Source organism: Streptomyces sp. NPDC012637 (assembly GCF_042954805.1).
In the GTDB taxonomy this organism is placed as follows: Bacteria; Actinomycetota; Actinomycetes; order Streptomycetales; family Streptomycetaceae; genus Streptomyces.
On record NZ_JBIBDS010000002.1, the window covers coordinates 976,853 to 1,001,480 of the forward strand.

Sequence of the window (24,628 nt, forward strand, 5' to 3'; positions counted from 1 at the left end):
CCACCGACGCCCCAACCGGGTCCTGACTGATCCGTTCACCGATCGTCCGCAACGGAACCGTTCTCGTTACCCTGGGCCGCATGACTGCCATGGCACCCACCCGCACCGAGCCCGACCTCTCCTACCTCCTCGACCATTCCAGCCATGTGCTGCGCACGCAGATGGCCGCCCGGCTCGCCGAGATCGGGCTGACCGCACGTATGCACTGCGTGCTGGTCCACGCCCTCGAGGAGGAGCGGACCCAGGCCCAGCTCGCCGAGATCGGCGACATGGACAAGACCACGATGGTGGTCACCGTGGACGCACTGGAGAAGGCCGGCCTCGCCGAGCGGCGACCGTCGAGCAGCGACCGGCGGGCGCGGATCATCGCGGTGACCGAGGAGGGGGCGAAGGTCGCCGCCCGCAGCCAGAAGATCGCCGACGAGGTGCACGCGGGTGCGCTGGGCTCGCTGCCCGACGACGAGCGCGAAGTCCTCGTCCGGGCGCTGAACCGGCTGGTCACCGGCCATCTGGAGACGCCCGTCGAGGGACCGCACACCGCCCGCAGGGCTCGCCAGAAGACCACCTGAGCCGGGCCGGCCACGCCTCGGCCGACCCCCTCACCGGATCATCCGATCCGAGATAGATGGTCTACAACAAAACTATCTGCTAGCGTCCTACCTGTCGCGCCTACTCGACAGGAGAACCGCCATGCGCACCTCTTCTTCGCCCTCTTCTTCGCCCTCGTCCTCACCTTCCCCCTCGTCCCATTCCTCGCCTTCCTCCTCTTCGCCCTCCCCCTCTCCCTCCCTCTGGTCCTCCCGCTGGACGGCCCTCGGCGTCCTCGCCACCGCCATGCTGATGACCGTCCTCGACGGCAGCATCGTCACCGTCGCCATGCCCGCCATCCAGGCCGACCTCGGCTTCACCCCGGTCGGCCTGAGCTGGGTCGTCAACGCCTACCTCATCGCCTTCGGCGCCCTGCTCCTCCTCGCCGGCCGCCTCGGCGACCTCCTCGGCCGCAAGCGGATGTTCCTCGCCGGGACCGCCGTCTTCACCGCCGCCTCGCTGCTCGCCGGGGTCGCCGGCTCGCCCGGCGTCCTGATCGCCGCCCGCTTCCTCCAGGGCGTCGGCAGCGCGATGGCCTCCGCCGTCAGCCTCGGCATCCTCGTCACGCTCTTCACCGAACCCCGCGAACGCGCCAAGGCCATCGCCGTGTTCAGCTTCACCGGCGCCGCCGGTGCCTCCATCGGCCAGGTCGCCGGCGGTCTCCTCACCGACGCCCTCACCTGGAACTGGATCTTCTTCATCAACCTGCCCATCGGCGCCGCCGCCCTCCTCCTCGCGCTCCGCGCCCTCCCCGCCGACGGCCCGGCACGGACCCGCGGCGGCGCGGACGTCACCGGAGCCCTGCTCGTCACCTCCGGCCTGACGACCGGCATCTACGCCGTCGTCAAGATCGAGGAGTACGGGGCGGGTTCGGCGCACACCCTCGGCCTCGGCGCCCTCGCGCTCGTCCTCCTCGCCGGCTTCCTGGTCCGCCAGGCCACCGCCGCCCAGCCCCTGATGCCGCTGCGGATCCTGCGCTCCCGCGCCGTCGCCGGCGCCAACCTGGTCCAGATGCTGATGGTCGCCGCGCTGTTCTCCTTCCAGATCCTGGTGGCGCTCTACCTGCAGAAGGTGCTCGGCTACGGAGCCGCGGAGACCGGCCTCGCGATGCTGCCCGCCGCGGCGGTCATCGGCGTGGTCTCGCTCGGCCTCTCGGCCCGCCTCATCGCCCGCTTCGGCGAGCGGAACGTCCTGCTCACCGGGCTCGTCCTGCTCGTCGGGGTGCTCGGCCTGCTCGCCCGGGTCCCGGTCCGCGCCTCGTACGCCGTCGACCTGCTGCCCGTGATGCTGCTCGCCGCCGGGTTCGGGCTCGCGCTGCCCGCGCTGACCTCGCTCGCCATGTCGGGCGCGAGGGAGGAGGACGCGGGCCTGGCCTCCGGCCTGTTCAACACCACGCAGCAGATCGGCATGGCCCTCGGCGTCGCCGTGCTCTCCACCCTGGCCGCCGCCCGCACCGAGTCCCTCACCGCGGCGGGCCGGTCCGCCGCCGAGGCCCTGACCGGCGGCTACCACCTCGCCTTCGCCGTCGGCGCCGGACTGCTCGTCGCCGCCTTCGCCGTCGCCTTCGCCCTGCTCCGTACGCCGAGGAAGGCGGCGCCCCAGGGGCCGGAGAGCGAGAAGCGCAGCCCCGAGGTCGCCCTCACCGCCTGAGCGCGGTCGGCAGCGGCTCGCTGTGCACCAGGTCGAGCCGGGACACCGCGCGCGTCAGCACCACGTACAGCCGGTGCAGGCCGCGCGGTTCGGCCGCCACGATCGCCGCGGGCTCGACGACCACGACGTGGTCGTACTCCAGGCCCTTGGCGAGGGAAGCGGGCACTACGGAGACCCGCCCGGCACGACCACCGCGAGGGCCGCTCCCGCCAGACCCGCCAGACCCGCTGGACCCGCCGGAGCCGTGGGACCCGGCAGGCCCGTGGGACCCGGCAGGCCCGTGGGACCCATCGGACTCGTGGGACCCGGCGGGCCCGTCGGCGCCCCCGGACCCGTCGACCCCGCCGAACCCGTCGCTCCCGTCCGACCCACCTGGCCCACCTGGCCCACCTGGCCCGCCAAACCCGCCAGACCCGCCAGACCCGCCGAACGCATCGGCGCCCCAGGGTCCGTCGGCGCCGTCAAGGCCCTCGATGCCCGACTCCCGCAGCCGGCCCGCCAGCGCGTCCGTCGCGATCACTCCCACCGAGCCCTCCTCCGCCAGTGCCGCCCGTACCGCGTCGGCCGCGCCCGCCACCAGGTCCGCGACCCGGCGCACGCCCACCGCGCCGCCCGCGCGCAGCGAACGCCCGGCCGGCACGCCGGCGCCGAGCTCCGGAAGGAGCCGGTTGGCGAGGTCGACGACGGCGGCCGGAACCCGGTAGCCGGTGGTCAACGGCACCACCGCGGCGTCCGGCTTGCCCAGGTGGGCCAGCTGCTCGCGCCAGTCGCGCGCCGCCCAGGGCGTGGTGCCCTGCGCCAGGTCGCCGAGCACGGTCAGAGAGCCGAAGTCCGCCCGGCGCGCGATGGCCCGGCACTCCATGGGCGAGAGGTCCTGGGCCTCGTCGACGACCACATGCCCGTAACCCTCGGGCCGCTCGATCAGCCCGGCCAGCTCGTCGAGGAGGACGAGGTCGGCGGAGCTCCAGCGGGCACCGCGGTACGAGCGCGGGGGCCTGGCCCAGCGAACGGCCGCCCGCTCGTCCGCCGTCAGCAACTCGCCGTCCGGGCGGGCGCCGTTCGGGCCGGGGGCGCCCGAGCCAGGGGCGCCCGAGCCAGGGGCGCCCGAACCGGGGGCGCCCGAGCCGGGGGCGCCCGAGCCGGTCATGTCCGGACCCGTGGCCCCCGAACCGGTGCCGTCCGGGCCGGTGGGGTCCGGGCTGGGGAGGAAGGCGCCCGGGTCGGTGAGGAAGGCGTCCGGGTCGGTGAGGAAGGCGGCGAGCACCTCCTCCGGGGTGACCTTGGGCCAGCAGGCCTCCACCGCCGCCGACACCGGCCGGGCCCGCTGGATCCGGCGCACCCAGGCGGCGCCCTGCGGCCCGGCCCGGCGTTCGGCCCGGAGCTGGAGGGAGCGGACGATCCTGGCCCGCACCCGTTCGCGGCCGACGGCGTAGGGCGGGGCCTCCGCCCGTACGTCGGCGACGATCGCGGCGAGTTCGTGGGCGGGCACGCGCCAGCGGTACGAGCCGTCGGGGACGGCCAGGTCCTCGGCGGGCGCCGGGTCGACCCGCGCGTACAGGACCCGGCGGAGCACCTCGGCCATCCGCGGGTCGTGCTTGATCCGGGCCGCCGCCTCGTCGTCCTCGGCGCGTACCTCGTGCCGGGCGATCTCCTCGGCGACCGTCGACTGGCGCACACCGGTCTCGCCGAGCGCGGGCAGCACCTCGGAGATGTAGGAGAGGAAGGTGCGGTTGGGACCCAGGACGAGGAGTCCGGACCGCTGGAGGCGCTGCGGGTGGGTGTAGAGGAGGTACGCGGCGCGGTGCAGGCCGACGGCGGTCTTGCCGGTGCCGGGCGCGCCCTGCACGCACAGGGAGTCGGCCGGTCCGGAGCGCACCAGGTCGTCCTGCTCGGGCTGGAGGGTCGCGGCGATGTCCCGCATGGGACCGACGCGGGGCCGCTCGATCTCCCCCGCGAGGATCGCGCTCACGCCGGACTCCGCCGCCGCCGGGCACCCGATCCCTTCACCGGCCGAACCGTCGCCGGCCGGACCTTCGCCTGCCGGCACCTCGCCGGCCGAACCGTCGCCGTCCGGACCTTCGCCTTCCGGCACCTCGCCGGCCGACCCGTCGCCTGCCGGCACCTCGCCAGCCGACCCGTCGCCGGCCGGACCTTCGCCTTCCGGCACCTCGCCGGCCGACCCGTCGCCGGCCGGACCTTCGCCTTCCGGCACCTCGCCGGCCGACCCGTCGCCTGCCGGCACCTCGCCGGCCGAACCGTCGCCTGCCGGACCTTCGCCCGCCGCTGATGCGCCCGCCGGCACCGCCCCCACCGGCACTGCGCCCGCCGGTGATGCACCTGCCGGCGGCGCAACCGCCGGCACCTCTCCCACCGCCCGCGCCCCCGCCAGCCGCTCGTCCTCCAGTGCCGTCAGGTCCTCGGTCGCGCCGAGGCTGCCCGGCGCCCAGCCGAACCTGCGGCGCCGTACGACGCCCTGCGGGTCCTGCGGTCCGGCCTGGTAGTACGCGCGGGAGACGGGCGCCCGCCAGTCGACGACGAGCGGCGGGGCGGACGGGTGCTCGGCGATCCGGCGGCGGCCGATGTGGTGGACCTGGCCGTCCTCGCGGTCGAGGCGGCCGAAGAACAGCGGACCTGGCGGCATCTCGCGGAAGACCTTGGCGCGGCTGCGCAGGTGGTGGCCGAGCACCTCGGCGTCGGCCCCGGAGGCGGCGGTGTCCTCGCCGATGACGACCTGTTCCTCGACGTCCTCGGCCATACGGGCGAGGGCGGCGCGGCAGGCGTCGTGGTGTGCGCGTTCCTGGTCGAGGTCATGACGGAGCGACTGGGGGGTCTTCATGACCCCAGAGTAGACGAGAAACGTTACTCGGTTACATTTTTTACGAGGTCACACCCTCGCATCGCTGCCGCCGCCGTACGGCAGGCCCTCCGCCAGCCGCCGGAAGGCTTCGCGCGTCGCCGCCTCCGCCTCCGGCAGCAGTTCCTCGACCTTCTCGCCCGCCGTGATCCGCCGTACGTTGTCGTGCGCGAGGACCCGCAGCACCGCCACGATCTGCGCCGCGGCGAGCCGCGCCGCCAACGGGCCGCTCCCCTCACCCCCGCCGCTACCGCCGACCCCGACCAGCGCTTCCGCCAGCGCCTCCTCCGAACGGCCCTGGTACTCCGACATGCGGGCGACCAGCGCAGGCGTGCCGTACAGGAGGCGCAGGAAGGCGAGCACGCCCGGCGCGTCGTTGAGGCCCGTCACGGGGTCGCGCCGGGCCAGGCCCGCGAGCACGTGGTCGCGCAGGGCGTCGAGCGGCGCGACGCCGGCCTCCCGCGCGGCGGCGACCACCCGGGCCGGCTCGTCCTCGTGGTCGGCGAACCGGTGCAGCGCCAGGTCCTCCTTGGCGGGGAAGTAGCGGAACAGCGTCGGCTTCGACACCTCCGCCGCCGCGGCGATCTCCGCGACCGACACCGCGTCGAAGCCCTTCTCCAGAAAGAGCCCGATGGCCACCTCCGAAAGCGTCTGCCGCGTCCGCTCCTTCTTCAGCTCCCGCAGCCCGCTCAAGAAACCCACACCCTCCACAAGCCCCGCATGCTCCACATGCTCCGCGTACTCCACATGCTCCGCGTGCCCCTCATGATCCGCGTGCCCCACATGCTCCGCGTGCCCCACATGCTCCGCGTGCCCCACACGCTTTCGGTCAGAAGATGTCCATGCTCCACGGTCGCCGCGGCGCCCGCAGCAGCAGGTCCGCCCTGGCCGCCGCCCCGGCGGCGGTCTCCTCGATCCGGCCGAGTGCGGCGAGCCGTACGGCCGACTCGTCTCCGAGCGCCAGCGTCGCCAGGTCGGCCACGTCGAGGACGAGGTCCGGCGAGGCGTCCGTCGGCGCGCAGGCGCCGCCCTCCGGCGAGGCGTCGAGCCGGAAGCGCCCGCCCGCGAACCCGGCCGCGTCCTTCACGTCCAGGACCAGGCTGCCCTCCGTCGCGTACGTCCGCGGCTCCAGTACCTGCGGCACGTCCAGGACCCGCATCCAGAGCATGTCCGCGTGCGTCAGGACCTGCGCGGCGCGCGGGTCGGGCAGCAGCAGCGGCAGGATGTCGTCGGGCGCGCGGTAGCCGGTCCTCACACGGGTGATCCAGTCGACCGAGCACACGAAACGCCACAGCGCGCGCTCGGCGGCCGGGGTGACGGCGATCAGGTCGCGCACGCTCGCCGTGTTCACCGGCTGCTTGTTGTCGTTCCACCGGTCGTCCGCCGTGTACGCGACGTAGCCCTCGACCTCGCCGGACCCGGAGCGGTAGACGGCGTAGAACGGCTCGGTCCACGGATCGGAGTGGTAGGCGTTGCCCGTGCCGACGTCCCAACCCCGGGACGTACGGTCGGTGATCCCGGCCCGCTGCGCGGCGAGCGCGCGGTGCAGCGCCGGGCCCTCCTTGCGGATCTCGGCGCCGTCGGAGAAGTCGATCCGCCCGCCGCCCTCCTCGGCCGTCGGTCCGGACCAGCGGCGGTCGAACCCGGAGCGGGTCACGTCGACCGCCCACTCGGTCACCCAGCTGGCCGCGCCGAAGCCGAACCGCCCGTAGATGGGGTACTCGGCGGCGATCAGCGTCGCGCACGCGTCGCCGCGCTCCTTCGCGAGCGCCAGGTCGTCGGCCATCATCCGGCTGAGCAGGCCGCGTCGGCGGTGCGTCGGGGCGACCGTGACGCCGGTGACCGCGTCGGCGGCCAGATCCGCGCCGCCGACCGTGCTCAGCCGCTGGCCGTACGACTGGAAGGTGGCGACCATCCGGCCGCGCTCGAAGGCGCCGTAGGTACGCGAGAGATCGGTGTGCGGCAGCCTGTCCGCGACCTCCTCGTCGGCCACCGCCCCCGGAGGCCGGAGGAAGCCCACCCGCCTGGTCCGCAGCCATTCGGGGAACTCCGACTCGTCGATCGTGCGCACCTCAAGGCTCATCCTTCGAGGCTATGCGCGAGGCCGCGGGACCCGCACCCGACTTTCCGGGCCCCCGGCCTCACGCCGCAGGTCACGGCCGGCCTACGCCGACCGTCCGCGGCCCGGCCCTCCGCCGGCAGGTCGCGGCCCGCGTGTCAGGCCGGCAGGTCGCGGCCGGCCCTCGCGCCGGGCAGGTGGCGCCCCCGGCCTCACGCCAGCAGGTCGTCGACCTGTGCCTCGCCCTCGCGGTAGCGGCGGGCGATCTCCGCGCTGCAGTCGTCCGCGGTCCGCTGCAGCTGCTGCCGGCTGCGCGAGACCTGCTGCTCGTAGCCCGCGAGCCGGCCCATCGCCGCGTGCAGCTCCTCGTCCGTACGGGCCGTCAGGTCCGACAGCTCGACCTCCGAGAGCATCTCGGCCGCGAGCCGCCGGTACTCCTCGCCGCGCGGCGTGGACAGCGTCACGTGCCGCGCCGAACGCGCCACCGCCCCGGGCCGGGACGGCGTGTCAGCGAGGATCTCCGACAGCCGGTCCACCACCGGCGCCTCCGGGTCGGTACGCCGCGCCAGCTCCGCCCGCAGGATGTCGATGCGGCCCTGCAGCATCCGCCGCACGTAACTGAGGTCGGCCTCGTCGCCCTGCGCGTCACGGCGCAGCGCCCTCAGCTCGGGCAGCCGCAACGCGGCGAGGTCCGGCTCGGGCCGGTCCGGCAGGTCGGGCTCGGCGGTCCGCTGCACGGGCGGGCGCCCGACCGCACGTCCGGCAGCTGCGCCGCCGGCGCGGGTCAGCGGTACGGGACCGGACGGCGTGTGCCCGGTGCCAGGTGCACTCATGTGAATCGTCCCCTCGACCGGTGCGGAACCGCACCGCCTCCCACGCATGGTGCCACTCCCGCCCCGGCGCACGCAGGCGGTCTGCACCCGTTCGGCCCTCGCTACGTCAGCCGGTGGGACGATCGGTAGGTTGGTCGGTATGCGAGCAGTGGTGCAGCGGGTGGACGGCGCGAGCGTCGTCGTGGCAGGGGAGACCGTCGGAGAGATCGTCGGCGAGGGGCTGTGCGTCCTGGTCGGGGTGACCCACGACGACACTCCCGAGAAGGCCGCGCAATTGGCCAGAAAGCTCTGGTCCGTCCGGGTGCTGGAGGCCGAGAAGTCCTGCTCCGACGTGAACGCGCCGCTGCTCGTCATCTCCCAGTTCACCCTCTACGGAGACGCCCGCAAGGGCCGCCGCCCCACCTGGAACGCGGCCGCCCCCGGCCCGGTCGCCGAACCGCTCGTCGACGAGGTCGTGGCGCAGCTGCGGCAGCTGGGCGCGCACGTGGAGACGGGCCGGTTCGGAGCGGACATGCGCGTCTCGCTCACGAATCACGGCCCGTTCACGGTCCTGATCGAGGTCTGAGCCCGCCTGATCGAGGCCTGAGCCCGAGGCGTCGAGGTGGAGCCGGGATCGAGGGCCGAGCCCGACGGTCGTACGGCTCGACGCCCTACGACTCGACGGGGGCTACTGCTCGACGGGGCCACGGCTCCACTGGGCCACGGCTCGACGGCCCGACGCCCTACGGCTCGACGACGATCTCCTGCGCCGCGGCCGTCGTCCCCGCGATCAGGTCCGCGTCCACCGGCACGTTCCGCTTCACCAGGGCCAGCGCGATCGGGCCCAGCTCGTGGTGACGCGCCGAACTCGTGACGAAGCCCAGCTGCCGGCCCTCCTCGCCGTCCGCGGCCAGCCGTACCGGCGTCCCCGGACCCGGCAGGTGCACCTCGCTGCCGTCCAGGTGCAGGAAGACGAGCCGGCGCGGCGGTTTGCCCAGGTTCTGCACGCGGGCGACCGTCTCCTGGCCGCGGTAGCAGCCCTTCTGGAGGTGGACGGCGCTGCCGATCAGGCCGATCTCGTGCGGGATGGTCCGGTGGTCGGTCTCGAAACCGAGCCGCGGCCGGTGCGCCTCGACGCGCAGCGCCTCGTACGCGAGGACGCCGGCCGCCGGCCCGTGGGAGGAGGCGAACGGCTCCAGGTCGGCGCGCGGCAGGAACAGATCGCGGCCGTACGGGGTCTCCCGTACGACCACGCCCTCGGGCACCTCGGCGATGGACCCGGCCGGCAGGTGGACGACCGCGAACTCCTCCGTACGGTCGGCGACCTCGACCCGGTAGAAGAACTTCATCGACTCGAGGTACGCGACGAGATCGGCCTGCGTGCCCGGCTCGACGTGGGCCCAGACCGTCTCGCCGTCGTCGACGAGGTACAGCGCGTGCTCGATGTGCCCGTTCGCGGAGAGGATCAGCGCCTCCGTGGCCAGGCCGGCCGGAAGGTCGCTGACGTGCTGGGTGAGCAGCAGGTGCAGCCAGCTCAGCCGGTCGTCGCCGGTGACGGTGACGACACCGCGGTGCGAGAGGTCGACGAAACCGGTGCCGTCGGCGAGGGTCCGCTGCTCGCGGAACAGATCGCCGTAGTGCGCGGCGACGCCTTCGTCACGGCCTTCGGCGGGGACGGCGCCGGGCAGGGACAGCAGAGGGCTCTTCATGGGAAAAGCGTACGACTCGGCGACTACGACTCGGCGGCGGCGTGCTTCCGCGCGCAGTCCCGGCACCGGCCGAAGATGGCGAAGTGCTTCATGTCGGTCTCGAAGCCGAAGGTGTCGCGGAGCTTCCCGGTGAAGTCGGCGGCCACCTCCACGTCCGCCTCGATGACCTCGGAGCAGTCCCGGCAGACCAGGTGCAGGTGGTGGTGCCGGTCGGCGAGGTGATAGGTCGGCGCCCCGTGCCCCAGATGGGCGTGGCTGACCAGACCGAGCTCCTCCAGGAGCTCCAGGGTCCGGTAGACGGTGGAGATGTTCACGCCGGAGGCGGTCTTGCGGACCTCGACGAGGATGTCGTCCGGGGTGGCGTGCTCCAGCGCGTCCACCGCCTCGAGGACAAGCTGGCGCTGAGGCGTCAGCCGGTAACCGCGCTGCCTCAGATCGCTCTTCCAGTCGGTGCTCACCACGCCCCCCAGTGTAGGAGGGCGCGGCGGAAGCACCAGGAGCGTGCCGTGGGAACGGAAGCGTCCTACTTGAAGAAGGCGATGCCGTCGTCGGGCATGTCCGGGAGGTTGCGCGCCATCTCGGCGACCTCCTCCGGGGTGACGACCTTCTTGAGGTGCGCCGACATGTAGGGGCGCAGCGGGACCTCGGGGGTCGCCTTCTCGCCGACCCACATCAGGTCGCTCTTGACGTAGCCGTAGAGGCGCTTGCCACCGCTGTACGGGCCGGAGGCCTCGGTGCGGGCGACGGCGTCCGTCACGATGTCGATCTGCGGCTTCTGGTCGGCGAGCTCGCCGTACCAGACCTCGACCACGCCCTGGTCGCGGACCATGACGATCTCGACCTTGCGGTCCTTGTCGATCCGCCAGTAGCCGCTCTCGCTCTCCAGCGGGCGCACCTTGTTGCCCTCGGCGTCGAGGACCCAGGAGTGCGAGTGGTACTCGAGGAAGTCCCGGCCGTCGTGGCTGAAGGTCACGGACTGGCCGAAGTTGCACTTCTCGGCGCCGGGGAAGTCGGAGACGCCCGCGCCCTCCCACGTACCGAGCAGGAACGCGAGGGGGACGAGCCCCGGGTTGAGATCGGACGGAATCTGGATCATGGGCAACTCAGGCGATCTGTGTGGAGGCGATCTGTGTGGGGCGTTCTGGGGAGGCGGTCAGCGCTGGCCCTGGTACAGCTTCTTCACGGTGAGACCGGCGAAGGCGAGCACCGCGACGCAGACCAGCGCGAGCAGGACTTCGAAAAAGACGATCACTTGGTGCTCCTCGGTGAGCGGTGAAGGCGGACGGGCCGGCCCCCAGCTTAGTGGGCGGGGGCCGGGCCCTCTCGGTGAGGTGGGCCTCAGCCGAGCAGCTGGTTCTGCAGGGTCACCGTCTGCTGGAAGGGCACGGCCGCGGCCTCCCCCTTGCGGGACTGGACGACGAGGGCGAGTGTGTCGCCCGCCTGGATGTAGGCCCAGCGGGTCTGCTCGGGGCCGTAGGGCTTCTTCTCGGACACCGCGTACAGCGCCGTGTCCGTCACCCGTACGTCGTCGCCGAGCGCGTCGGTCTCGACGTACTGCACGCCGTCCAGGAGCACCGTGTCGGCGGAGCCGGCGTCCACGGCCTCGTCCTTGAACGTCTCCGAGAAGGAGACCGACTTGAAGCGCAGCAGGTAGACGGCGCTCTTGGTGCCGTCCGGCATGGTCCAGGCGCGGGCGGTGACGTGCCGCAGCGCCGAGTCGTCCAGGGCCTGCTTCAGGTCGTCGCGCTGGTCCTCGGCGTAGAGGGAGAGGTACTGGTCCACGCCCACCCAGCCGCCGTCGAGCTTGGGGTCCACGGTCGCACCGGCGGGCGCGGGCAGCAGCAGCTTGTGCAGCTCGGCGTGGTGGATCTCGCCCTCGTTGCCGTCGGTGAAGGGCCGCGGGGACCCTTCGGGCAGCGGCGGCAGGCTCAGCTTCGGGTACGCCCAGCGGCCGTCGCTCTCGGTCGCGAGACCGGGCACGTCGGTGCGCTCCATCGAGGTGATCGCGGCGGCGGTCCCGGCCCCGAGCCCACCGCAGACGACCACGGCGGCGGCCCAGCGGGCGACGGCCCCGAGGACGCGGCGGGAACGGGCGGGCCCGGCCTGCACCGGAACGGCGGCAGCCGCCGCGGGCGCCACCACGTCGGGAGCCGTCTCGGCCGTCGCCTCGGGGGGCGTCTCGGCCGTCGCCTCGGCCGTCGCGTCAGGGAGCGTCTCGGCCGTCACCTCGGCCGTCGCTTCGGGGCTTGTCTCGGGGGCCGCCTCAGGCACTGCCTCGGTCGTCACCTCGGGGGCCGCCTCAGGCGCCGCCACGGCCGTCACGTCATGCCCCGCCTCGGGCGTGGCGCCGGCCGTCGTTTCGGTCGTCGTGCCGTCCGTCGGCTCGGTCGCGGTCATACGTACTCCCCCGGGGACTTGATGTGGTCGAGCTGCTTCTTCACCAGCTCGGCGACGGCGGACCTGTCGAAGGGCCGGGTGCCGGAGGCGGTGACGGTGACGGAGTACTCGGAGTCGTGCGCGGAGCAGACCATGCCGTCGAGGCTGTTCTCCCGCTCCTCCTTGTCGCCGCCCTTCGGCTGCGGCATCACCCAGCAGGCGGCGTTCTTGTGGCCGTCGATCTTCGGTCCCTTGGGGAACTTCAGGATGCCGGCGACCTCGGAGCGCAGCTCGTGCATCTCGGCGCCGTACCGCTTGTTCTTGAGGTGCACCACCTGGATGTCGACGACGAGGGTGGAGTCGTCCGTCTCGTAGGAGCGCATGGCGATGCCCTGGATGCCGAGTTTGTCGACGCGCTTGTCGAAGTCGCGGCGCTTCTTGCCGGTCAGGCCCTTGCCCGCCTGCTTGAGCAGGGCGCGGGCGTCGCGCGCGCTGACCTCGCCGTCGTTGCCGTACTGCTCGATGTCGGGCCCGAGGCCGTAGCCGTCGGGCACCGGCAGCAGCAGCTTGCTCAGCGGGGTCGAGGCCCGGCCCTTGCCGAGGTTGGTCGCGGCGGGGTCCTTGCCCGTGGCGGGCGGCTCCTCCCAGGCGACGGTGGGCGCGGTGCGGTCGGCCGACGAGACGGTGACGCCGGTGAAGGTCGCGCCGGCGCCGACGCCGAGCACGAGGACGCCGGTGAGGACGTACGGGAAGACCCGGCGCGGCTTGCGCGGCGCGGCGGCGTCGGCGTTGGGCGCACTTTCCGGCGCGGCGGCCGGCGCGGCGGCGTCGGGCGCGCTTTCCGGCGCGGTGGCCGGGCCGTCGACGGGAACGTTCACGGTGGTGTTCTCCTCGCTCACAGACGCCCCAGCTGCTGCTCGGCCAGCGAGGAGATCTCCTTCTGGCTGATCTTCTTGGTGTCGCTCAGGAAGATCTCGACCATGACGTCGCCACGGTGGAAGACCGCGCGGGCCTCGTAGATGTCGAAGCCCTCCTCGCGGTTCACCGGCAAGAGGTAGGTGCGACCCTCGGCGCTGCCCTTGATCGGCGTGCCGTAGCCGGCGTCCTCGGTCTGGAACCCGCGGTGCTCCGTGGCGCGTTCGGCGGCGACGTGCCCGTACTCGGCCCGGAACTGCACCAGGTTGATCTGGACCATCTTGAACTCGCCGATCCGCCAGCCGGTGGTGGCGACCCGGCGCACGCCGTCGCCGAGCAGCTCCTCGAACACGAACGACGGGGACCCGAACTCACCGGCGTACGAGGCGACGCTCGACCAGTGGTCCTCGGGGACGTAGTCGACGTCCTTCGCCCCGGCGGGCTTGGGCAGCAGCAGCTTGCGCAGGTCGCCGTCGGTCTTCAGGCCCCGGTCCTCGGCCGCGGAGAGCGCGGCGGGCGCCTGGCCCTTCGGCGCAGGCTCGGCCGGATAGGCGAGGCCGGGCTGGTTGAGGGCCGGGAGCGGCGTGGGCTCGCGGTCGGCCTGGATGCCGTAACCGACGGCGGTGCCGCCGACGGTGCCGAGCACCGCGGCGACGGCGAGCAGCGCGAGCGTACGTCCGCCCCGGCGGCGCGCCTGCGGCGCGGCGGGGTCGGAGACCGGCACGGGCGCGGGGCCGGTAACCGGCACCGGTGCGGGTTCCGGAGCGGGCCCGGGTATGGATACGGGCTCCGCCTCCGGGGTGTTACGAGCGGTTTCCACCGCTTCCGTGGCTTCCAAGACAGTCCCCCCACGAGACTAGAAGCGCGGGTTCCGTTACCCGCGCGCCTAGCTGACACGCGAGTGGTGCATGAGGTTGCGGTGGACCGCATTACAGTTCGGTATATGGCGAAGAAGCTCGTGATCAAGGTGACCGCAGGGGCCGACGCCCCCGAACGCTGCTCCCAGGCCTTCACCGTGGCCGCCGTCGCCGTCGCGAGCGGCGTCGACGTCTCCCTCTGGCTGACCGGCGAGTCCTCTTGGTTCGCCCTGCCGGGCCGCGCGGCCGAGTTCGACCTCCCCCACGCCGCCCCGCTCCCCGACCTGATCGACTCGATCCTCGCAGCCGGCCGCGTCACGCTGTGCACGCAGTGCGCCGCCCGCCGCGAGATCACGGAGGACGACGTCCTGAAGGGCATCCGCATCGCGGGCGCCCAGGTCTTCGTCCAGGAGGCGATGTCGGACGACACCCAGGCGCTGGTGTACTGATCTCCCGGTCGGCTCCAGCCGGTCGGGACCCCAGCAGGTCGGGACCCCAGCAGGTCGGGACTCCAGCCGGTCGGGACTCCAGCCGACCAGGACGTTTTCCCGGGCGACCTCGCCGGCCGTCCGACGGCGAGCCGACGTCATCACGCGCCCGTTTCCTCCGGCTTGAGGACTATTCACCGGAGTGTGACGCGGCGGAGTGTCCGCATGCCCGGCGCCGTTCCGTTGTGGCTTGATCGTCGGGCGGCTCCGGTCGGGGCCCGGAACGTCCACCCCAGTCGGCATCCCCGGTCGAGGAGTCCCGAGCGTGAGACTGACCCAGCAACTTGCGGCATCCCCACGACGTCACGCCGAACCGCGGCGGCATCCGGTCCGCCGCAGCGCACTCGCGCTCGCCGCGGCGGCGCTGCCGGCGGCGCTGGTGGGGCCGCTGGCCACGCCCGCCCAGGCGGCGCCCGTGACCGTCACGTTCAACCCCGGCGCCAACCAGCCCTTCACCGTGCCGGCCGGCGTCACCCGGCTGACCGTCACCGCCACCGGCGCCGCGGGGCAGAACGGGGTCAACGGGGGCACGGGCGGCGACGGCGCCACCGTCACCGGCATCGTGCCGTCGGGTACCACCACCCTCTACGTCAACGTCGCCACGGGCGGTGGTGACGGCGGAGCGGGCGACGGCGGTGGGGCCAGCGACGTGCGCACCTGCGACTCCACCATCCCCAGCTGTGTCCTCACCGGCGACCCCGCCACCGACCCGCGTCTGATCGTCGCGGGCGGTGGAGGAGGTGGCGGAAGCATCAGTCCGATCGCCCCCATCGTCCTCACCGAGGCCTTCGGAGGAGACGCCGGAGACACCGGCCAGGCGGGCGGGAGCAGGCCCACCGGCGGCGGAGGCGGCGGAGGCGGAACGCAGACGGACGGCGGCGCGGGCGGCCCCGGATGCCCCGCGCCCGAAGGGGGCGCACCCGGCGCTCCGGGCGGTGCCGGTGTCGGCGGTGACGGAGGAAGCGTCGGTTACGAGGGCGGAGGCGGCGGAGCCGGCTGGTTCGGCGGAGGCGGTGGCGGCAGCTGCAACGGGGTCACCAGCGACGGCCTCGGGACGGGTGGCGGGGGTGGCGGGTCGAACCGCGTCCCGGCGGGCGGTACGTCCAGGCTCGCCACCGGCCCGGCCATGGTGACCATCACCTACGAGCAGGGCGGCGGGAACAACGGGGGAGGCGGGTCGATCTTGCCCATCGACCTCAGCGGCATCCTCCCGATGTTCAACAACATCACCATCAACAACAACGTCAACAGCCCGGGCGCCGTGAACACCACCACGCAGAACCTCGGCGTGAACGCGCCCTGAGACCGCCGCCCACGGTCACCGGTCGCGCTTCTTGCCGTCCAGCTCGTCCCACCACTCGTCGGACTGCCTGTCCCCGCTCGGGTCGTCCCACCAGCGGTCGTCCGGACCCCGCCGGTTCGCGATCATCGCGGCGACGGGCGGAATGACCATGGCGACCAGGCACATGGCGATGGCGGCCGGCACCGACCACAGGCGCACGACGGCCCAGGCGCCCACGAAAAGCACCAGGCAGACGCCCATCATCCAGAAGTAGACGCGCCGTCGCCGTGCGTACACACCTTCAGCGTACGACCGCCGCCCGTGCGCGGACAGACCGAAGGGCCGTGCCCCGAGTCCTGGTGATGGCGTCCAACCCCCCAGGAGGCACGGCCCTTCGGCCGGTACATGAGGCTCCGGCCGCCGGCACCGTCGGACACCCGCCGCGGTGCGGCTGGTGTGACGTCGGCGCGGCGGCGCGAAGCCCGCGAGGCGCCCCTGCGCCGGGTGGCGCGCGGCGCGAAGCCCGCGAGGCGCCCCTGCGCCGGGTGGCGCGAGGGGCGCGTCGGGAAATCAGACCGCGATGGCGACCTCGGCCAGGCCGCCCTTCTGGGCCACGACCTGGCGGTCGGCGGTGGCGCCGGGGACCAGGGCGCGCACGGTCCAGGTGCCCTCGGCCGCGTAGAAGCGGAACTGGCCGGTGGCGGAGGTCGGGACCTCGGCCGTGAACTCGCCGGTCGAGTCCAGGAGGCGGACGTAACCGGTCACGGGCTCGCCGTCCTTGGTCACGTAGCCCTGGATCGTGGTCTCACCGGGCTTGATCGTCGAGGCGTCGGGGCCGCCGGGCTGTGCTCCACACATGCTGGGAATCCTTACGGTCGAGGGGTCCGGAGAAGGAGGTCCGGGGGAATTACTTGTTGGCGCCGAGCTCGATCGGCACGCCGACGAGGGAGCCGTACTCGGTCCACGAGCCGTCGTAGTTCTTGACGTTCTCGACACCGAGCAGCTCGTGCAGGACGAACCAGGTGAGCGCGGAGCGCTCGCCGATGCGGCAGTAGGCGATGGAGTCCTTCGCCAGGTCGACGTTCTCCTCGGCGTAGAGGGCCTTCAGCTCCTCGTCCGACTTGAAGGTGCCGTCGTCGTTGGCGTTCTTCGACCACGGGATGTTGCGGGCGCTCGGCACGTGGCCCGGGCGCTGGGACTGCTCCTGCGGGAGGTGCGCCGGCGCGAGGAGCTTGCCGGAGAACTCGTCGGGCGAGCGGACGTCGACGAGGTTCTGGGTGCCGATCGCGGCCACGACGTCGTCGCGGAAGGCGCGGATGGAGGTGTCCTGGGCCTTGGCCTTGTACTCGGTGGCCGGGCGGTTCGGGACCTCGGCGCCGTCGACCAGGTCGCGGGAGTCGAGCTCCCACTTCTTGCGGCCGCCGTCGAGGAGCTTGACGTCCTGGTGGCCGTAGAGCTTGAAGTACCAGTAGGCGTACGACGCGAACCAGTTGTTGTTGCCGCCGTAGAGGACGACCGTCGTGTCGTTCGCGATGCCCTTCGCCGAGAGGAGCTTCTCGAAGCCCTCCTGGTCGATGAAGTCACGGCGGACCGGGTCCTGGAGGTCCTTGGTCCAGTCGATACGGATGGCGTTCTTGATGTGGTTCTTGTCGTAGGCCGAGGTGTCCTCGTCCACCTCGACGATGGCGACCTGCGGGTTGTCGAGGTTGGCCTCGACCCAGTCGGCATCGACCAGTACGTCGCTGCGAGCCATGCTGTTTCTCCTCCGGGGCAGTGTGCGGCGGTTCGTGCGTGTGCGGGGTGGTGCGGGTACGCCTCGGCGACGTGCGGCGACGACGGCGTACGGCTGCGCAGGGTGGCCCCGACATCACGTCGTAGGGCCTGAGGAATACGGGAGCTGTACGTCCCGCTCAGACGGAGCGACAGAGCATGGCGGCGATGCGGCACAGGTCTACTGCCCGCCGCTTCGTGAGTTCCGCCTGTCGCTTCATGCCCACGATCGTAGGGACGGACAGGCAGCCGTGTCACCGGTGTGTCGTATTTTGAGACGCGATCGTCCGAGATGCGGGATGGGAAGAGGGTTCGGCCTGGCCCGGGAGGCCCGCCGTCGCGCCGGACCTTCATCGTTTCTGCGGATCGGACTCAGGTGTCTCAGCATGTGATCAGGCGGGTGTCCGAAAGCGCTCGGACCCTCTGCACGCCCCTGCGCTGCGCATCCCCTGCGGAATCCTCCGCAGGGTCCGGTACGGCGGGACCGTCGGCGCTCAGCCCGCCTTCAGGGTGACGTTCTCGCCCGCGACCGTCACCACGAGGCCGTCCTCCCGCGCCTCGACCTTCGTCAGCCGCATGCCCTTCGGCAGGCCCTCGATGCGCCGGTCGAAGTCGGTGCGGGCCCGGACCATGTCCTCCAGGCCCGGGATGCCCTCGCCGGGCACCTCGTCCGCCCGCACCCGGATGGTGTCGCCGTTCACCAGCGTCACCGTCGACAGCACGCTGCGCGTGAGCGTCCGGCCCAGGATCCGCACCCCGCCGGTCACCTTCAGCTTGCCGTCGCCGCCGTACGCGACCTGGGCGTCCCGGCCCGACGCGGCGGCCAGGTCCGGGTACGCGATGCGCGCCGTGCCGTTCGCCGAGCCCGCGCGGTCGATCCCGTAGTCCGCGTCCAGCGTCACGTCATGCAGCGTGGCGGTCAGCTCGCCGATGCGCACCGGGTGGCCGCCGGCCGTCGCCCGGACACCGGTCAGCCGCACCTCGACCTCGTCGAAGCGCTTGTCGACGACCTGCGTGAGGAACGGGAAGCCCTTGATGTCGACGTCCGTGGACTCGGCCCGTGCCGTCCCGATCCGCACCCCGCCGGCGGCCTCCGACTCCACGTACGAGGCGGCGAGCCGGTCCGCGCCGACGAGGAGTCCGCCGAGCACCACGGCAAGGATCAGCACCGTCCGCAGTGCCCGCATGGTCCACATCCCCTGATCACGAGTCCGGCCCCCTGACACGAAGATCGACGTGTCAGGAGGCCGGTCGGTTCCCGGGCGGTTACCGGTGGGTTCTCGTGCGGGGCCCGTGCGGGGCCCGTGCGGGGCCCGGGCGGACGTCAGACCAGTGCGCGTCCCAGCAGGTAGATCGCGGGTACGGCCGCCGTCAGCGGCAGTGCCACGCCCGCCGTCATGTGGACGAACCGCGACGGGTAGTCGTAACTGGCCACCCGCAGGCCGACCAGGGCGCAGACCCCCGCGCCGAGGCCGAGCAGCGCCCCTGCCGCGCCCAGGTCCGTGAACCCGCCGGCGGCGATGCCGCCGCCCGCCGCCGCGAGCAGCGCGACGATCACGGAGACCGGGCCCGGCAGCGGCAGGGCACGGGCGAGGACGGTGGCGGCGACCGCGGCCGCGCCCGCGACCACCGCGTCCGGCTCGGCGCCGAGGTGCCCGGCGGCCAGGATGGCCAGGGCGGCGGAGGCGACCGTCGCCATCAGGCCGTACATCCGCTCGTCCGGGTCCGCGTGGCTGCGCAGCTGGAGCACGAGGGTGAGCAGCACCCAGACGCCGAGCGTGCCGATGACGGCGGCGGGCGCGTGCTCCCGGCCGGTCACGAGCAGCACCGCGTCGGCGACGATCCCGCCGAGGAAGGCGAGGGCGATGCCCTGGCGGGCGGGCCACATGCCGTTGAGCCGGAACCAGCCGGCGGCCGTGAGGCCCTGGAGCAGCAGCAGGGGGACGAGCAGCGCGTACTCGCCGACGGCGGCGCCCGCCGCGAGCAGCACGCCGAGACCGGCCGTCAGGGCGGCCGGCTGCATGCCGGGCTCGATGATCGGCGACCGGCCCTCGGCCCGGGCCCGCTGGGCGTCGGTGACCCGGGTGTTGCCGGAGGTGACGGGCGCGGAGTAGGCGGGACCGCCGTCCGCCACGGGCGCCGCCTGGTCGGGGGCCACAGGCGCGGGCGTGGGAGCGGGCGCCTGTGCGGGCTCCGCGTACGGCTCGTAGGAGGCCTGGGTTCCGTACGCCTGGCTCCCGTACGTCTCGTACGACGGCGCCTGCGTGCCGTACGGCTCGTAGGCGGCCTCCGGCGGCAGCGGGTGGCCGCCCGTGGCGGTCGGCTCCTGCCCGTAGCCCTGCTGCGGCAGGTACGCCGTGTCGTAGGAGGCGGGCGCCTGCTGCGGCGCGGCCTGGGGAGCGGCCGGGGGCTGGTGGGCGAACGGGGCCTGGGGAGCGACCGTGGGCTGGTACTGGGTGTCCCAGGTCTGCCCCTCCCACGTCTGGGTGACGTTCGGGTCGTACGGCTGACCGCCCTGCGGGCTGCCCTGCGGCTCGTACGGATACTGCTGATCACTGCTCATGGTGTGCGGTTCACCCTCCTGCGAACGGCGGGAGCACCTCGACCGTGCCGCCCTCGGCCAGCCGTACGGTCTCATGCGCGCGGGTCCCGACCGGGTCGCCGTCGACGAGGAACGAACAGCGCTGGAGGACCCGGGTCAGCTCGCCGGGGTGCCGGTCGCGGACCGCGTCCAGCGCCTCCGCGAGGGTCTCGGCCGCGTACGGCTCCTCGGCGACTCCCGCGGCGGCCTTCGCCGCCGCCCAGTAGCGGATGGTTCCCGCTGCCATAGCGGCACTCCCTTCGTTCGTGTGCGCGCCGCCCACCATGATGGGCTATGGCCGGGCCAGCCAGTTCCCGAGCCGGTCGAGCAGCTCCTCGCCGGCCGCGTTCTCGGCATGGCCCATGCCGCGCTCGAGCCACAGTTCGGCCGGTGCGCCGGCCGCCTCCGCGGCGGCCAGCAGCATCCGGGGGTGGTCGACCGGGAAGTACGGGTCGCGGTCGCCGTGCACGACGAGCAGCGGCGTCGGCGCGATCAGCGGCACCGCCTCGTACGGCGCCAGCGGCACCGGGTCCCACGGCTTGTGGTCGATGCGGGTGCCGAGGCCGTAGCGGCCCACCAGCCGGCCCGCGGGACGGGTGATGACCCAGTGGACCCGGCGCATCGAGGGCGTGCCCCGGTAGTACCAGCGCGCGGGGGCGCTCACGGCGGCGACGGCGTCGGTGTGCGCGCTGCCGCCCGCTCCCGTGTCCCGTTCCAGGGCGGCGTGCCGCAGGACCACCGAGCCGCCCATGGAGAAGCCGACCGTCGCCACGCGCGCGTGGCCGAGCTCACGGGCCCAGCGGACGGCCGCCGCCAGGTCGAGGACCTCGCGGTCGCCGACCGTGGAGAGCCCGCCGGAGCCGCCGTGGCCGCGGAAGGAGAAGGTGACGACGTTCGCGTGCCGGCGGAAGGCCTGCGCGGCGCGACGCAGCGCGGGCCGGTCGACCGACCCGGTGAACCCGTGCGCCACCACGACCGCCGTATCGGTGACACTTGCCGTGGACGGTTCGTAAACCGCCTCGATCCGGACACCGTCAGCGGTACGCAGATACGTACGCACGACGTCCCGCAGAGGACGGGAAGTGATCTGAGAGACATCCACGATGTGAAATCGACCCTCTGCCTCGGAACTCATGTGGGCTATTCTGCTGCCAGAGGATCCGGGCAACGCAGCCCCCGGGTCCTTTTGTGTTTTCCGACCGTTGTTACGGATGGATGAACAAAAGCTCTCAGGGCGCGAGAGCAGCACGTGAGCGTGAGACCGCAGTACAGACGTCCTCGCAGGGACCGAGGAGGAACCGACGTCATGGACGAGCGTACGAAGCACGACCGACCGACGATCACGTCGCACGACCGGGCAGGTGGTGTGCGATGAGCTCTCTGCTGCTCCTGACCAATGCCCTCCAGCCGTCGACCGAGGTGCTGCCCGCACTCGGCCTGCTGCTGCACAACGTGCGCGTGGCACCCGCAGAGGGGCCGGCGCTGGTGGACACCCCGGGCGCCGACGTGATCCTCGTGGACGGCCGGCGCGACCTGCCGCAGGTGCGTTCGCTGTGCCAGCTGCTGCGTTCCACGGGCCCCGGCTGTCCGCTGATCCTGGTGGTCACGGAGGGCGGTCTCGCGGCCGTCACCGCCGACTGGGGCATCGACGACGTGCTCCTCGACACCGCCGGTCCGGCCGAGGTGGAGGCGCGGCTGCGGCTGGCGACCGGCCGCCAGCAGATCGGCGCCGACGACTCCCCCATGGAGATCCGCAACGGCGACCTGTCGGTGGACGAGGCGACGTACAGCGCCAAGCTGAAGGGCCGGGTCCTGGACCTGACCTTCAAGGAGTTCGAGCTGCTCAAGTACCTCGCCCAGCACCCGGGCCGGGTCTTCACCCGCGCCCAGCTCCTCCAGGAGGTGTGGGGCTACGACTACTTCGGCGGCACCCGGACGGTCGACGTGCACGTACGGAGGCTGCGGGCGAAGCTCGGCCCCGAGCACGAGTCGCTGATCGGCACCGTACGCAACGTGGGCTACCGCTTCGTCACCCCGGAGAAGGTGGAGCGCGCGGCCGAGGAGGCGCGTGCCAAGCAGGAGGCACGCGCCAAGCAGGAGGCGCGCGACGAGGCCGGCGCGAAGCCGGAAGCCCACGCCGAGGCCTGAGACAGCCGCGGGGGCGGGGCCCGGCAGGGCCCGCCCCGGTGTGGGACAGGGGTTCCGGCGGGGGCGCGCGTCAAGGACGCCACGCCGGAACTCACTCCGTTGGGCTACGGTTGACGTGGCGTATGCCACATCGCGACCTGCCGGTAGGAAGGTCACCCCGCGTAGACTTCGCCGCGTGGCCAAGGTGACGCGGGATGACGTAGCGCGACTGGCGGGTACTTCGACCGCGGTCGTGAGTTACGTGATCAACAACGGACCCCGGCCGGTCGCCCCGGCCACGCGCGAGCGTGTCCTCGCCGCCATCAAGGAGCTGGGCTACCGGCCCGACCGGGTGGCCCAGGCGATGGCCTCCCGGCGCACCGACCTCATAGGCATGATCGTGCCGGATGCCCGGCAGCCCTTCTTCGGCGAGATGGCGCACGCGGTCGAACAGGCCGCCGCCGAGCGCGGGAAGATGGTCCTGGTCGGCAACTCCGACTACCGCGACGAGCGCGAGATCCACTATCTCCGGGCCTTCCTCGGCATGCGCGTGTCCGGCCTGATCCTGGTCAGCCAGGGCATGAGCGAGCGGGCCGCGAGCGAGATCGAGGCCTGGGACGCCCGGGTCGTGCTCCTGCACGAGCGGCCCGAGGCCCTCGACGACGTCGCCGTCGTCACCGACGACATCGGTGGTGCCCAGCTCGCCACCCGGCACCTCCTGGAGCACGGCCACCCGTACGTGGCGTGCCTCGGCGGCGTGCCGAACACCCCGGCCGTCGGCGACCCGGTCGCCGACCACGAGGAGGGCTGGCGGCGGGCCATGCTGGAGGCGGGCCGCTCGATCGAGGGCCGGCTGTTCCAGGCCCCGTACAACCGTTACGACGCCTACCAGGTGGCGCTGAAGCTGCTCTCGGGCCCGGACCGGCCGCCGGCCATCTTCTGCTCGACGGACGACCAGGCCTTCGGTGTGCTGCGGGCCGCCCGCGAGCTGCGGATCGACGTGCCGACGGAGCTCGCGGTGGCGGGCTTCGACGACGTCAAGGAGGCGGCGCTCGCGGACCCGCCGCTGACCACCGTCTACTCGGACCGCCCGGCGATGGCGAGGGCGGCGGTGGACCTGGTGCTCGACGACTCGCTGCGGGTCGCCGGGTCGCGGCGCGAGCGGGTGAAGCAGTTCCCGTCGGCGCTGATCGTGCGCCGCTCCTGCGGCTGCGGCTGAGCCGCGCCGCCACGCCCTCCGGCCCCGCAACGGGGCTTTTCGCCCCTCGCCGCGGGTGGGCACACGGGACGGCGCCCTCAGCGGCCGCTCTGTCGTGGGGCCTGGCCTCCCGCGCCTGACCGGCCGCCGCAGGGCGGGGCGTCCGGCAGGTGCGGGGGGTCTTTATATCGGGCATACGCGCTTCTGTCGGGCTTCTCAGGTCGTCCTCAGACGGTTCTCATGTACGGCTCCGAGAGTCATAGCCATGACGGACTACCAGCAGCCCCAGCCGCAGCCGTACTACCCGCCCCGGCCGCCGTACGAGCCGACGCAGCCGATCACCACCGAGCCGGGTACGACCGTCTGGCCCTCCGGCGGGCACGACGGGCACGGTGGGCACGTGCCGCCCCCGGTGGCCCCGGTGGCCCCGGCCGGGCACGCCGCGCCCGACCCGCGTCGACGGGCCCGGCGCGGCGTCGGGCTCATGGCGGCCGTGGCGATCGCCGCCGCGGCGGTCGGCGGCGGGGCCGCGACGCTCGTCCAGCAGTGGACGGCCGACGGCTCCGCCACCGCCTCGGGCGCGGTGAGCGGCACGAACGTGTCGGCGAGCAGCAAGGGCACGGTCGCCGGTGTCGCCCAGGCCGTCTCCCCGTCCATCGTGGAGATCTCCGCGAGCTCCACCTCCGGCAAGTCGACCGGCTCGGGCGTGATCATCACCTCCGACGGCGAGATCGTCACCAACAACCACGTCGTCTCCGGCGCCTCCTCGGTCAAGGTGCAGACCTCGGACGGCAAGACCTACGACGCCGAGGTCGTCGGCACCGACCCCGACAAGGACCTGGCGCTGATCAAGCTGGAGGGCGCCTCCGGCCTGAAGGCGGCGACGCTGGGCGACTCCTCCAAGGTGCGGGTCGGCGACGAGGTCGTCGCGATCGGCTCGCCCGAGGGCCTGACCGGCACCGTCACCAGCGGCATCGTCTCGGCGCTCGACCGGGACGTGACCGTGGCCAAGGACGACGGCGGCCGGGACCAGGGCCAGGGGCAGCAGTACGACCCGCGCCAGGGCTGGCCCTTCGAGTTCGGCGGGCAGCAGTTCAACGGCGACACGGGCTCGTCGAAGACGACGTACAAGGCGCTGCAGACCGACGCCTCGCTCAATCCCGGGAATTCCGGCGGCGCGTTGATCAATATGAACGGCGAGATCATCGGAATCAATTCGGCCATGTATTCGCCCAGTTCCTCGAGCGGTTCCACGGCCGGCAGCGTCGGTCTGGGATTCGCGATCCCGATCGACACGGTCAAGGCCGACCTGGACGACCTGCGCTCGGGCGGTGCCGCCTGAACGCATGGGACGCTGAGGCC

The 24,628-nt window shown here is 73.0% G+C and carries 26 protein-coding genes; 8 read left to right on the top strand and 18 right to left on the bottom strand.

The features are described 5' to 3' along the window. Positions 1-80 precede the first annotated feature (80 nt). Entirely contained in the window at positions 81-569 is a 489-nt protein-coding gene (locus tag ACFY8W_RS12715; protein ID WP_391103666.1) for a MarR family transcriptional regulator, read from the top strand. A gap of 87 nt (positions 570-656) precedes the next feature. Here ACFY8W_RS12715 and ACFY8W_RS12720 read toward each other — a convergent pair whose 3' ends face one another. Then, a complete protein-coding gene (locus ACFY8W_RS12720; protein ID WP_391103668.1) occupies positions 657-836 on the bottom strand; it encodes a hypothetical protein in 180 nt (59 codons plus the stop codon). Between ACFY8W_RS12720 and ACFY8W_RS12725 the strand changes: the two genes are divergently transcribed. Then, positions 835-2,238, top strand: coding sequence for an MFS transporter (locus ACFY8W_RS12725; protein ID WP_391103671.1), 1,404 nt, complete (start codon positions 835-837; stop codon positions 2,236-2,238). The genes ACFY8W_RS12720 and ACFY8W_RS12725 overlap by 2 nt on opposite strands. Here ACFY8W_RS12725 and ACFY8W_RS12730 read toward each other — a convergent pair. From ACFY8W_RS12730 to ACFY8W_RS12745, 4 genes are all read right to left on the bottom strand, one after another. Continuing rightward, positions 2,228-4,879: a hypothetical protein gene (locus ACFY8W_RS12730; RefSeq protein WP_391103912.1), complete on the bottom strand. Its 2,652-nt coding sequence runs from the start codon at positions 4,877-4,879 to the stop codon at positions 2,228-2,230. The genes ACFY8W_RS12725 and ACFY8W_RS12730 overlap by 11 nt on opposite strands. Positions 4,880-5,122: 243 nt before the next feature. Continuing rightward, on the bottom strand, positions 5,123-5,785 hold the full coding sequence (locus ACFY8W_RS12735) for a TetR family transcriptional regulator (protein ID WP_391103673.1): 663 nt from the start codon (positions 5,783-5,785) through the stop codon (positions 5,123-5,125). Positions 5,786-5,921: 136 nt separating this feature from the next. Next, the gene (locus ACFY8W_RS12740; protein WP_391103675.1) at positions 5,922-7,175 is read right to left on the bottom strand and encodes a GNAT family N-acetyltransferase; all 1,254 of its coding nucleotides are present in this window, start codon (positions 7,173-7,175) and stop codon (positions 5,922-5,924) included. Positions 7,176-7,363: 188 nt separating this feature from the next. Next, positions 7,364-7,984 carry an ABC transporter substrate-binding protein gene (locus ACFY8W_RS12745; RefSeq protein ID WP_391103678.1) on the bottom strand — a complete coding sequence of 207 codons (621 nt, stop codon included), beginning with the start codon at positions 7,982-7,984 and terminating at the stop codon, positions 7,364-7,366. 139 nt (positions 7,985-8,123) lie between these two features. Here ACFY8W_RS12745 and dtd point away from each other — a divergent pair, with 139 nt between their 5' ends. Continuing rightward, on the top strand, positions 8,124-8,549 hold the full coding sequence (gene dtd / locus ACFY8W_RS12750) for a D-aminoacyl-tRNA deacylase (protein ID WP_391103680.1): 426 nt from the start codon (positions 8,124-8,126) through the stop codon (positions 8,547-8,549). A gap of 157 nt (positions 8,550-8,706) precedes the next feature. On the opposite strand, the gene ACFY8W_RS12755 is transcribed toward dtd, so the two are convergent. From ACFY8W_RS12755 to ACFY8W_RS12780, 6 genes are all read right to left on the bottom strand, one after another. Beyond that, the gene (locus tag ACFY8W_RS12755; protein WP_391103683.1) at positions 8,707-9,672 is read right to left on the bottom strand and encodes a YgfZ/GcvT domain-containing protein; all 966 of its coding nucleotides are present in this window, start codon (positions 9,670-9,672) and stop codon (positions 8,707-8,709) included. Positions 9,673-9,695: 23 nt separating this feature from the next. Continuing rightward, entirely contained in the window at positions 9,696-10,133 is a 438-nt protein-coding gene (locus ACFY8W_RS12760; RefSeq protein WP_391103685.1) for a transcriptional repressor, read from the bottom strand. Between the two features lie 62 nt (positions 10,134-10,195). Then, positions 10,196-10,768, bottom strand: coding sequence for a heme-binding beta-barrel domain-containing protein (locus tag ACFY8W_RS12765; RefSeq protein ID WP_391103687.1), 573 nt, complete (start codon positions 10,766-10,768; stop codon positions 10,196-10,198). Positions 10,769-11,010: 242 nt separating this feature from the next. Further along, positions 11,011-12,069 (bottom strand): hypothetical protein, encoded by a 1,059-nt coding sequence (locus ACFY8W_RS12770; protein ID WP_391103689.1) that lies wholly within the window; start codon positions 12,067-12,069, stop codon positions 11,011-11,013. Then, the gene (locus tag ACFY8W_RS12775) at positions 12,066-12,926 is read right to left on the bottom strand and encodes a hypothetical protein (protein ID WP_391103691.1); all 861 of its coding nucleotides are present in this window, start codon (positions 12,924-12,926) and stop codon (positions 12,066-12,068) included. The genes ACFY8W_RS12770 and ACFY8W_RS12775 overlap by 4 nt, the downstream gene beginning before the upstream one ends. 17 nt (positions 12,927-12,943) lie before the next feature. Further along, entirely contained in the window at positions 12,944-13,711 is a 768-nt protein-coding gene (locus ACFY8W_RS12780) for a hypothetical protein (RefSeq protein WP_391103692.1), read from the bottom strand. A 195-nt stretch (positions 13,712-13,906) separates the two neighbouring features. On the opposite strand from ACFY8W_RS12780, the gene ACFY8W_RS12785 reads away from it, so the two are divergent. Then, positions 13,907-14,269: a DsrE family protein gene (locus ACFY8W_RS12785; protein ID WP_391103693.1), complete on the top strand. Its 363-nt coding sequence runs from the start codon at positions 13,907-13,909 to the stop codon at positions 14,267-14,269. A 304-nt stretch (positions 14,270-14,573) separates the two neighbouring features. Continuing rightward, a complete protein-coding gene (locus tag ACFY8W_RS12790; protein WP_391103694.1) occupies positions 14,574-15,611 on the top strand; it encodes a hypothetical protein in 1,038 nt (345 codons plus the stop codon). Positions 15,612-15,626: 15 nt separating this feature from the next. Here the strand turns inward: ACFY8W_RS12790 and ACFY8W_RS12795 are convergent, their stop codons facing one another. The 7 genes from ACFY8W_RS12795 to ACFY8W_RS12825 all read right to left on the bottom strand — a co-directional run bounded on the left by ACFY8W_RS12795 (position 15,627) and on the right by ACFY8W_RS12825 (position 21,076). Next, the gene (locus ACFY8W_RS12795) at positions 15,627-15,887 is read right to left on the bottom strand and encodes a DUF3099 domain-containing protein (protein ID WP_391103696.1); all 261 of its coding nucleotides are present in this window, start codon (positions 15,885-15,887) and stop codon (positions 15,627-15,629) included. Positions 15,888-16,160: 273 nt separating this feature from the next. Continuing rightward, positions 16,161-16,448, bottom strand: a complete 288-nt coding sequence (locus tag ACFY8W_RS12800; protein ID WP_391103697.1) for a DUF1416 domain-containing protein — start codon at positions 16,446-16,448, stop codon at positions 16,161-16,163. A gap of 49 nt (positions 16,449-16,497) precedes the next feature. Then, on the bottom strand, positions 16,498-17,343 hold the full coding sequence (locus ACFY8W_RS12805) for a rhodanese-like domain-containing protein (protein ID WP_391103699.1): 846 nt from the start codon (positions 17,341-17,343) through the stop codon (positions 16,498-16,500). 511 nt (positions 17,344-17,854) lie between these two features. After that, complete coding sequence (locus ACFY8W_RS12810; protein WP_391103702.1) at positions 17,855-18,547, bottom strand: LmeA family phospholipid-binding protein; 693 nt, start codon at positions 18,545-18,547, stop codon at positions 17,855-17,857. A gap of 137 nt (positions 18,548-18,684) precedes the next feature. After that, on the bottom strand, positions 18,685-19,923 hold the full coding sequence (locus tag ACFY8W_RS12815) for a hypothetical protein (RefSeq protein ID WP_391103704.1): 1,239 nt from the start codon (positions 19,921-19,923) through the stop codon (positions 18,685-18,687). Between the two features lie 10 nt (positions 19,924-19,933). After that, entirely contained in the window at positions 19,934-20,188 is a 255-nt protein-coding gene (locus tag ACFY8W_RS12820; protein WP_391103706.1) for a MoaD/ThiS family protein, read from the bottom strand. 45 nt (positions 20,189-20,233) lie between these two features. After that, on the bottom strand, positions 20,234-21,076 hold the full coding sequence (locus ACFY8W_RS12825) for an alpha/beta fold hydrolase (RefSeq protein WP_391103708.1): 843 nt from the start codon (positions 21,074-21,076) through the stop codon (positions 20,234-20,236). Between the two features lie 236 nt (positions 21,077-21,312). Here ACFY8W_RS12825 and ACFY8W_RS12830 point away from each other — a divergent pair, with 236 nt between their 5' ends. The 3 genes from ACFY8W_RS12830 to ACFY8W_RS12840 all read left to right on the top strand — a co-directional run bounded on the left by ACFY8W_RS12830 (position 21,313) and on the right by ACFY8W_RS12840 (position 24,608). Further along, the gene (locus ACFY8W_RS12830) at positions 21,313-22,089 is read left to right on the top strand and encodes a winged helix-turn-helix domain-containing protein (RefSeq protein WP_391103710.1); all 777 of its coding nucleotides are present in this window, start codon (positions 21,313-21,315) and stop codon (positions 22,087-22,089) included. A gap of 175 nt (positions 22,090-22,264) precedes the next feature. Further along, positions 22,265-23,287 (top strand): substrate-binding domain-containing protein, encoded by a 1,023-nt coding sequence (locus ACFY8W_RS12835; protein WP_391103712.1) that lies wholly within the window; start codon positions 22,265-22,267, stop codon positions 23,285-23,287. A 244-nt stretch (positions 23,288-23,531) separates the two neighbouring features. After that, a complete protein-coding gene (locus ACFY8W_RS12840) occupies positions 23,532-24,608 on the top strand; it encodes a trypsin-like peptidase domain-containing protein (protein ID WP_391103714.1) in 1,077 nt (358 codons plus the stop codon). Positions 24,609-24,628 lie beyond the last annotated feature (20 nt).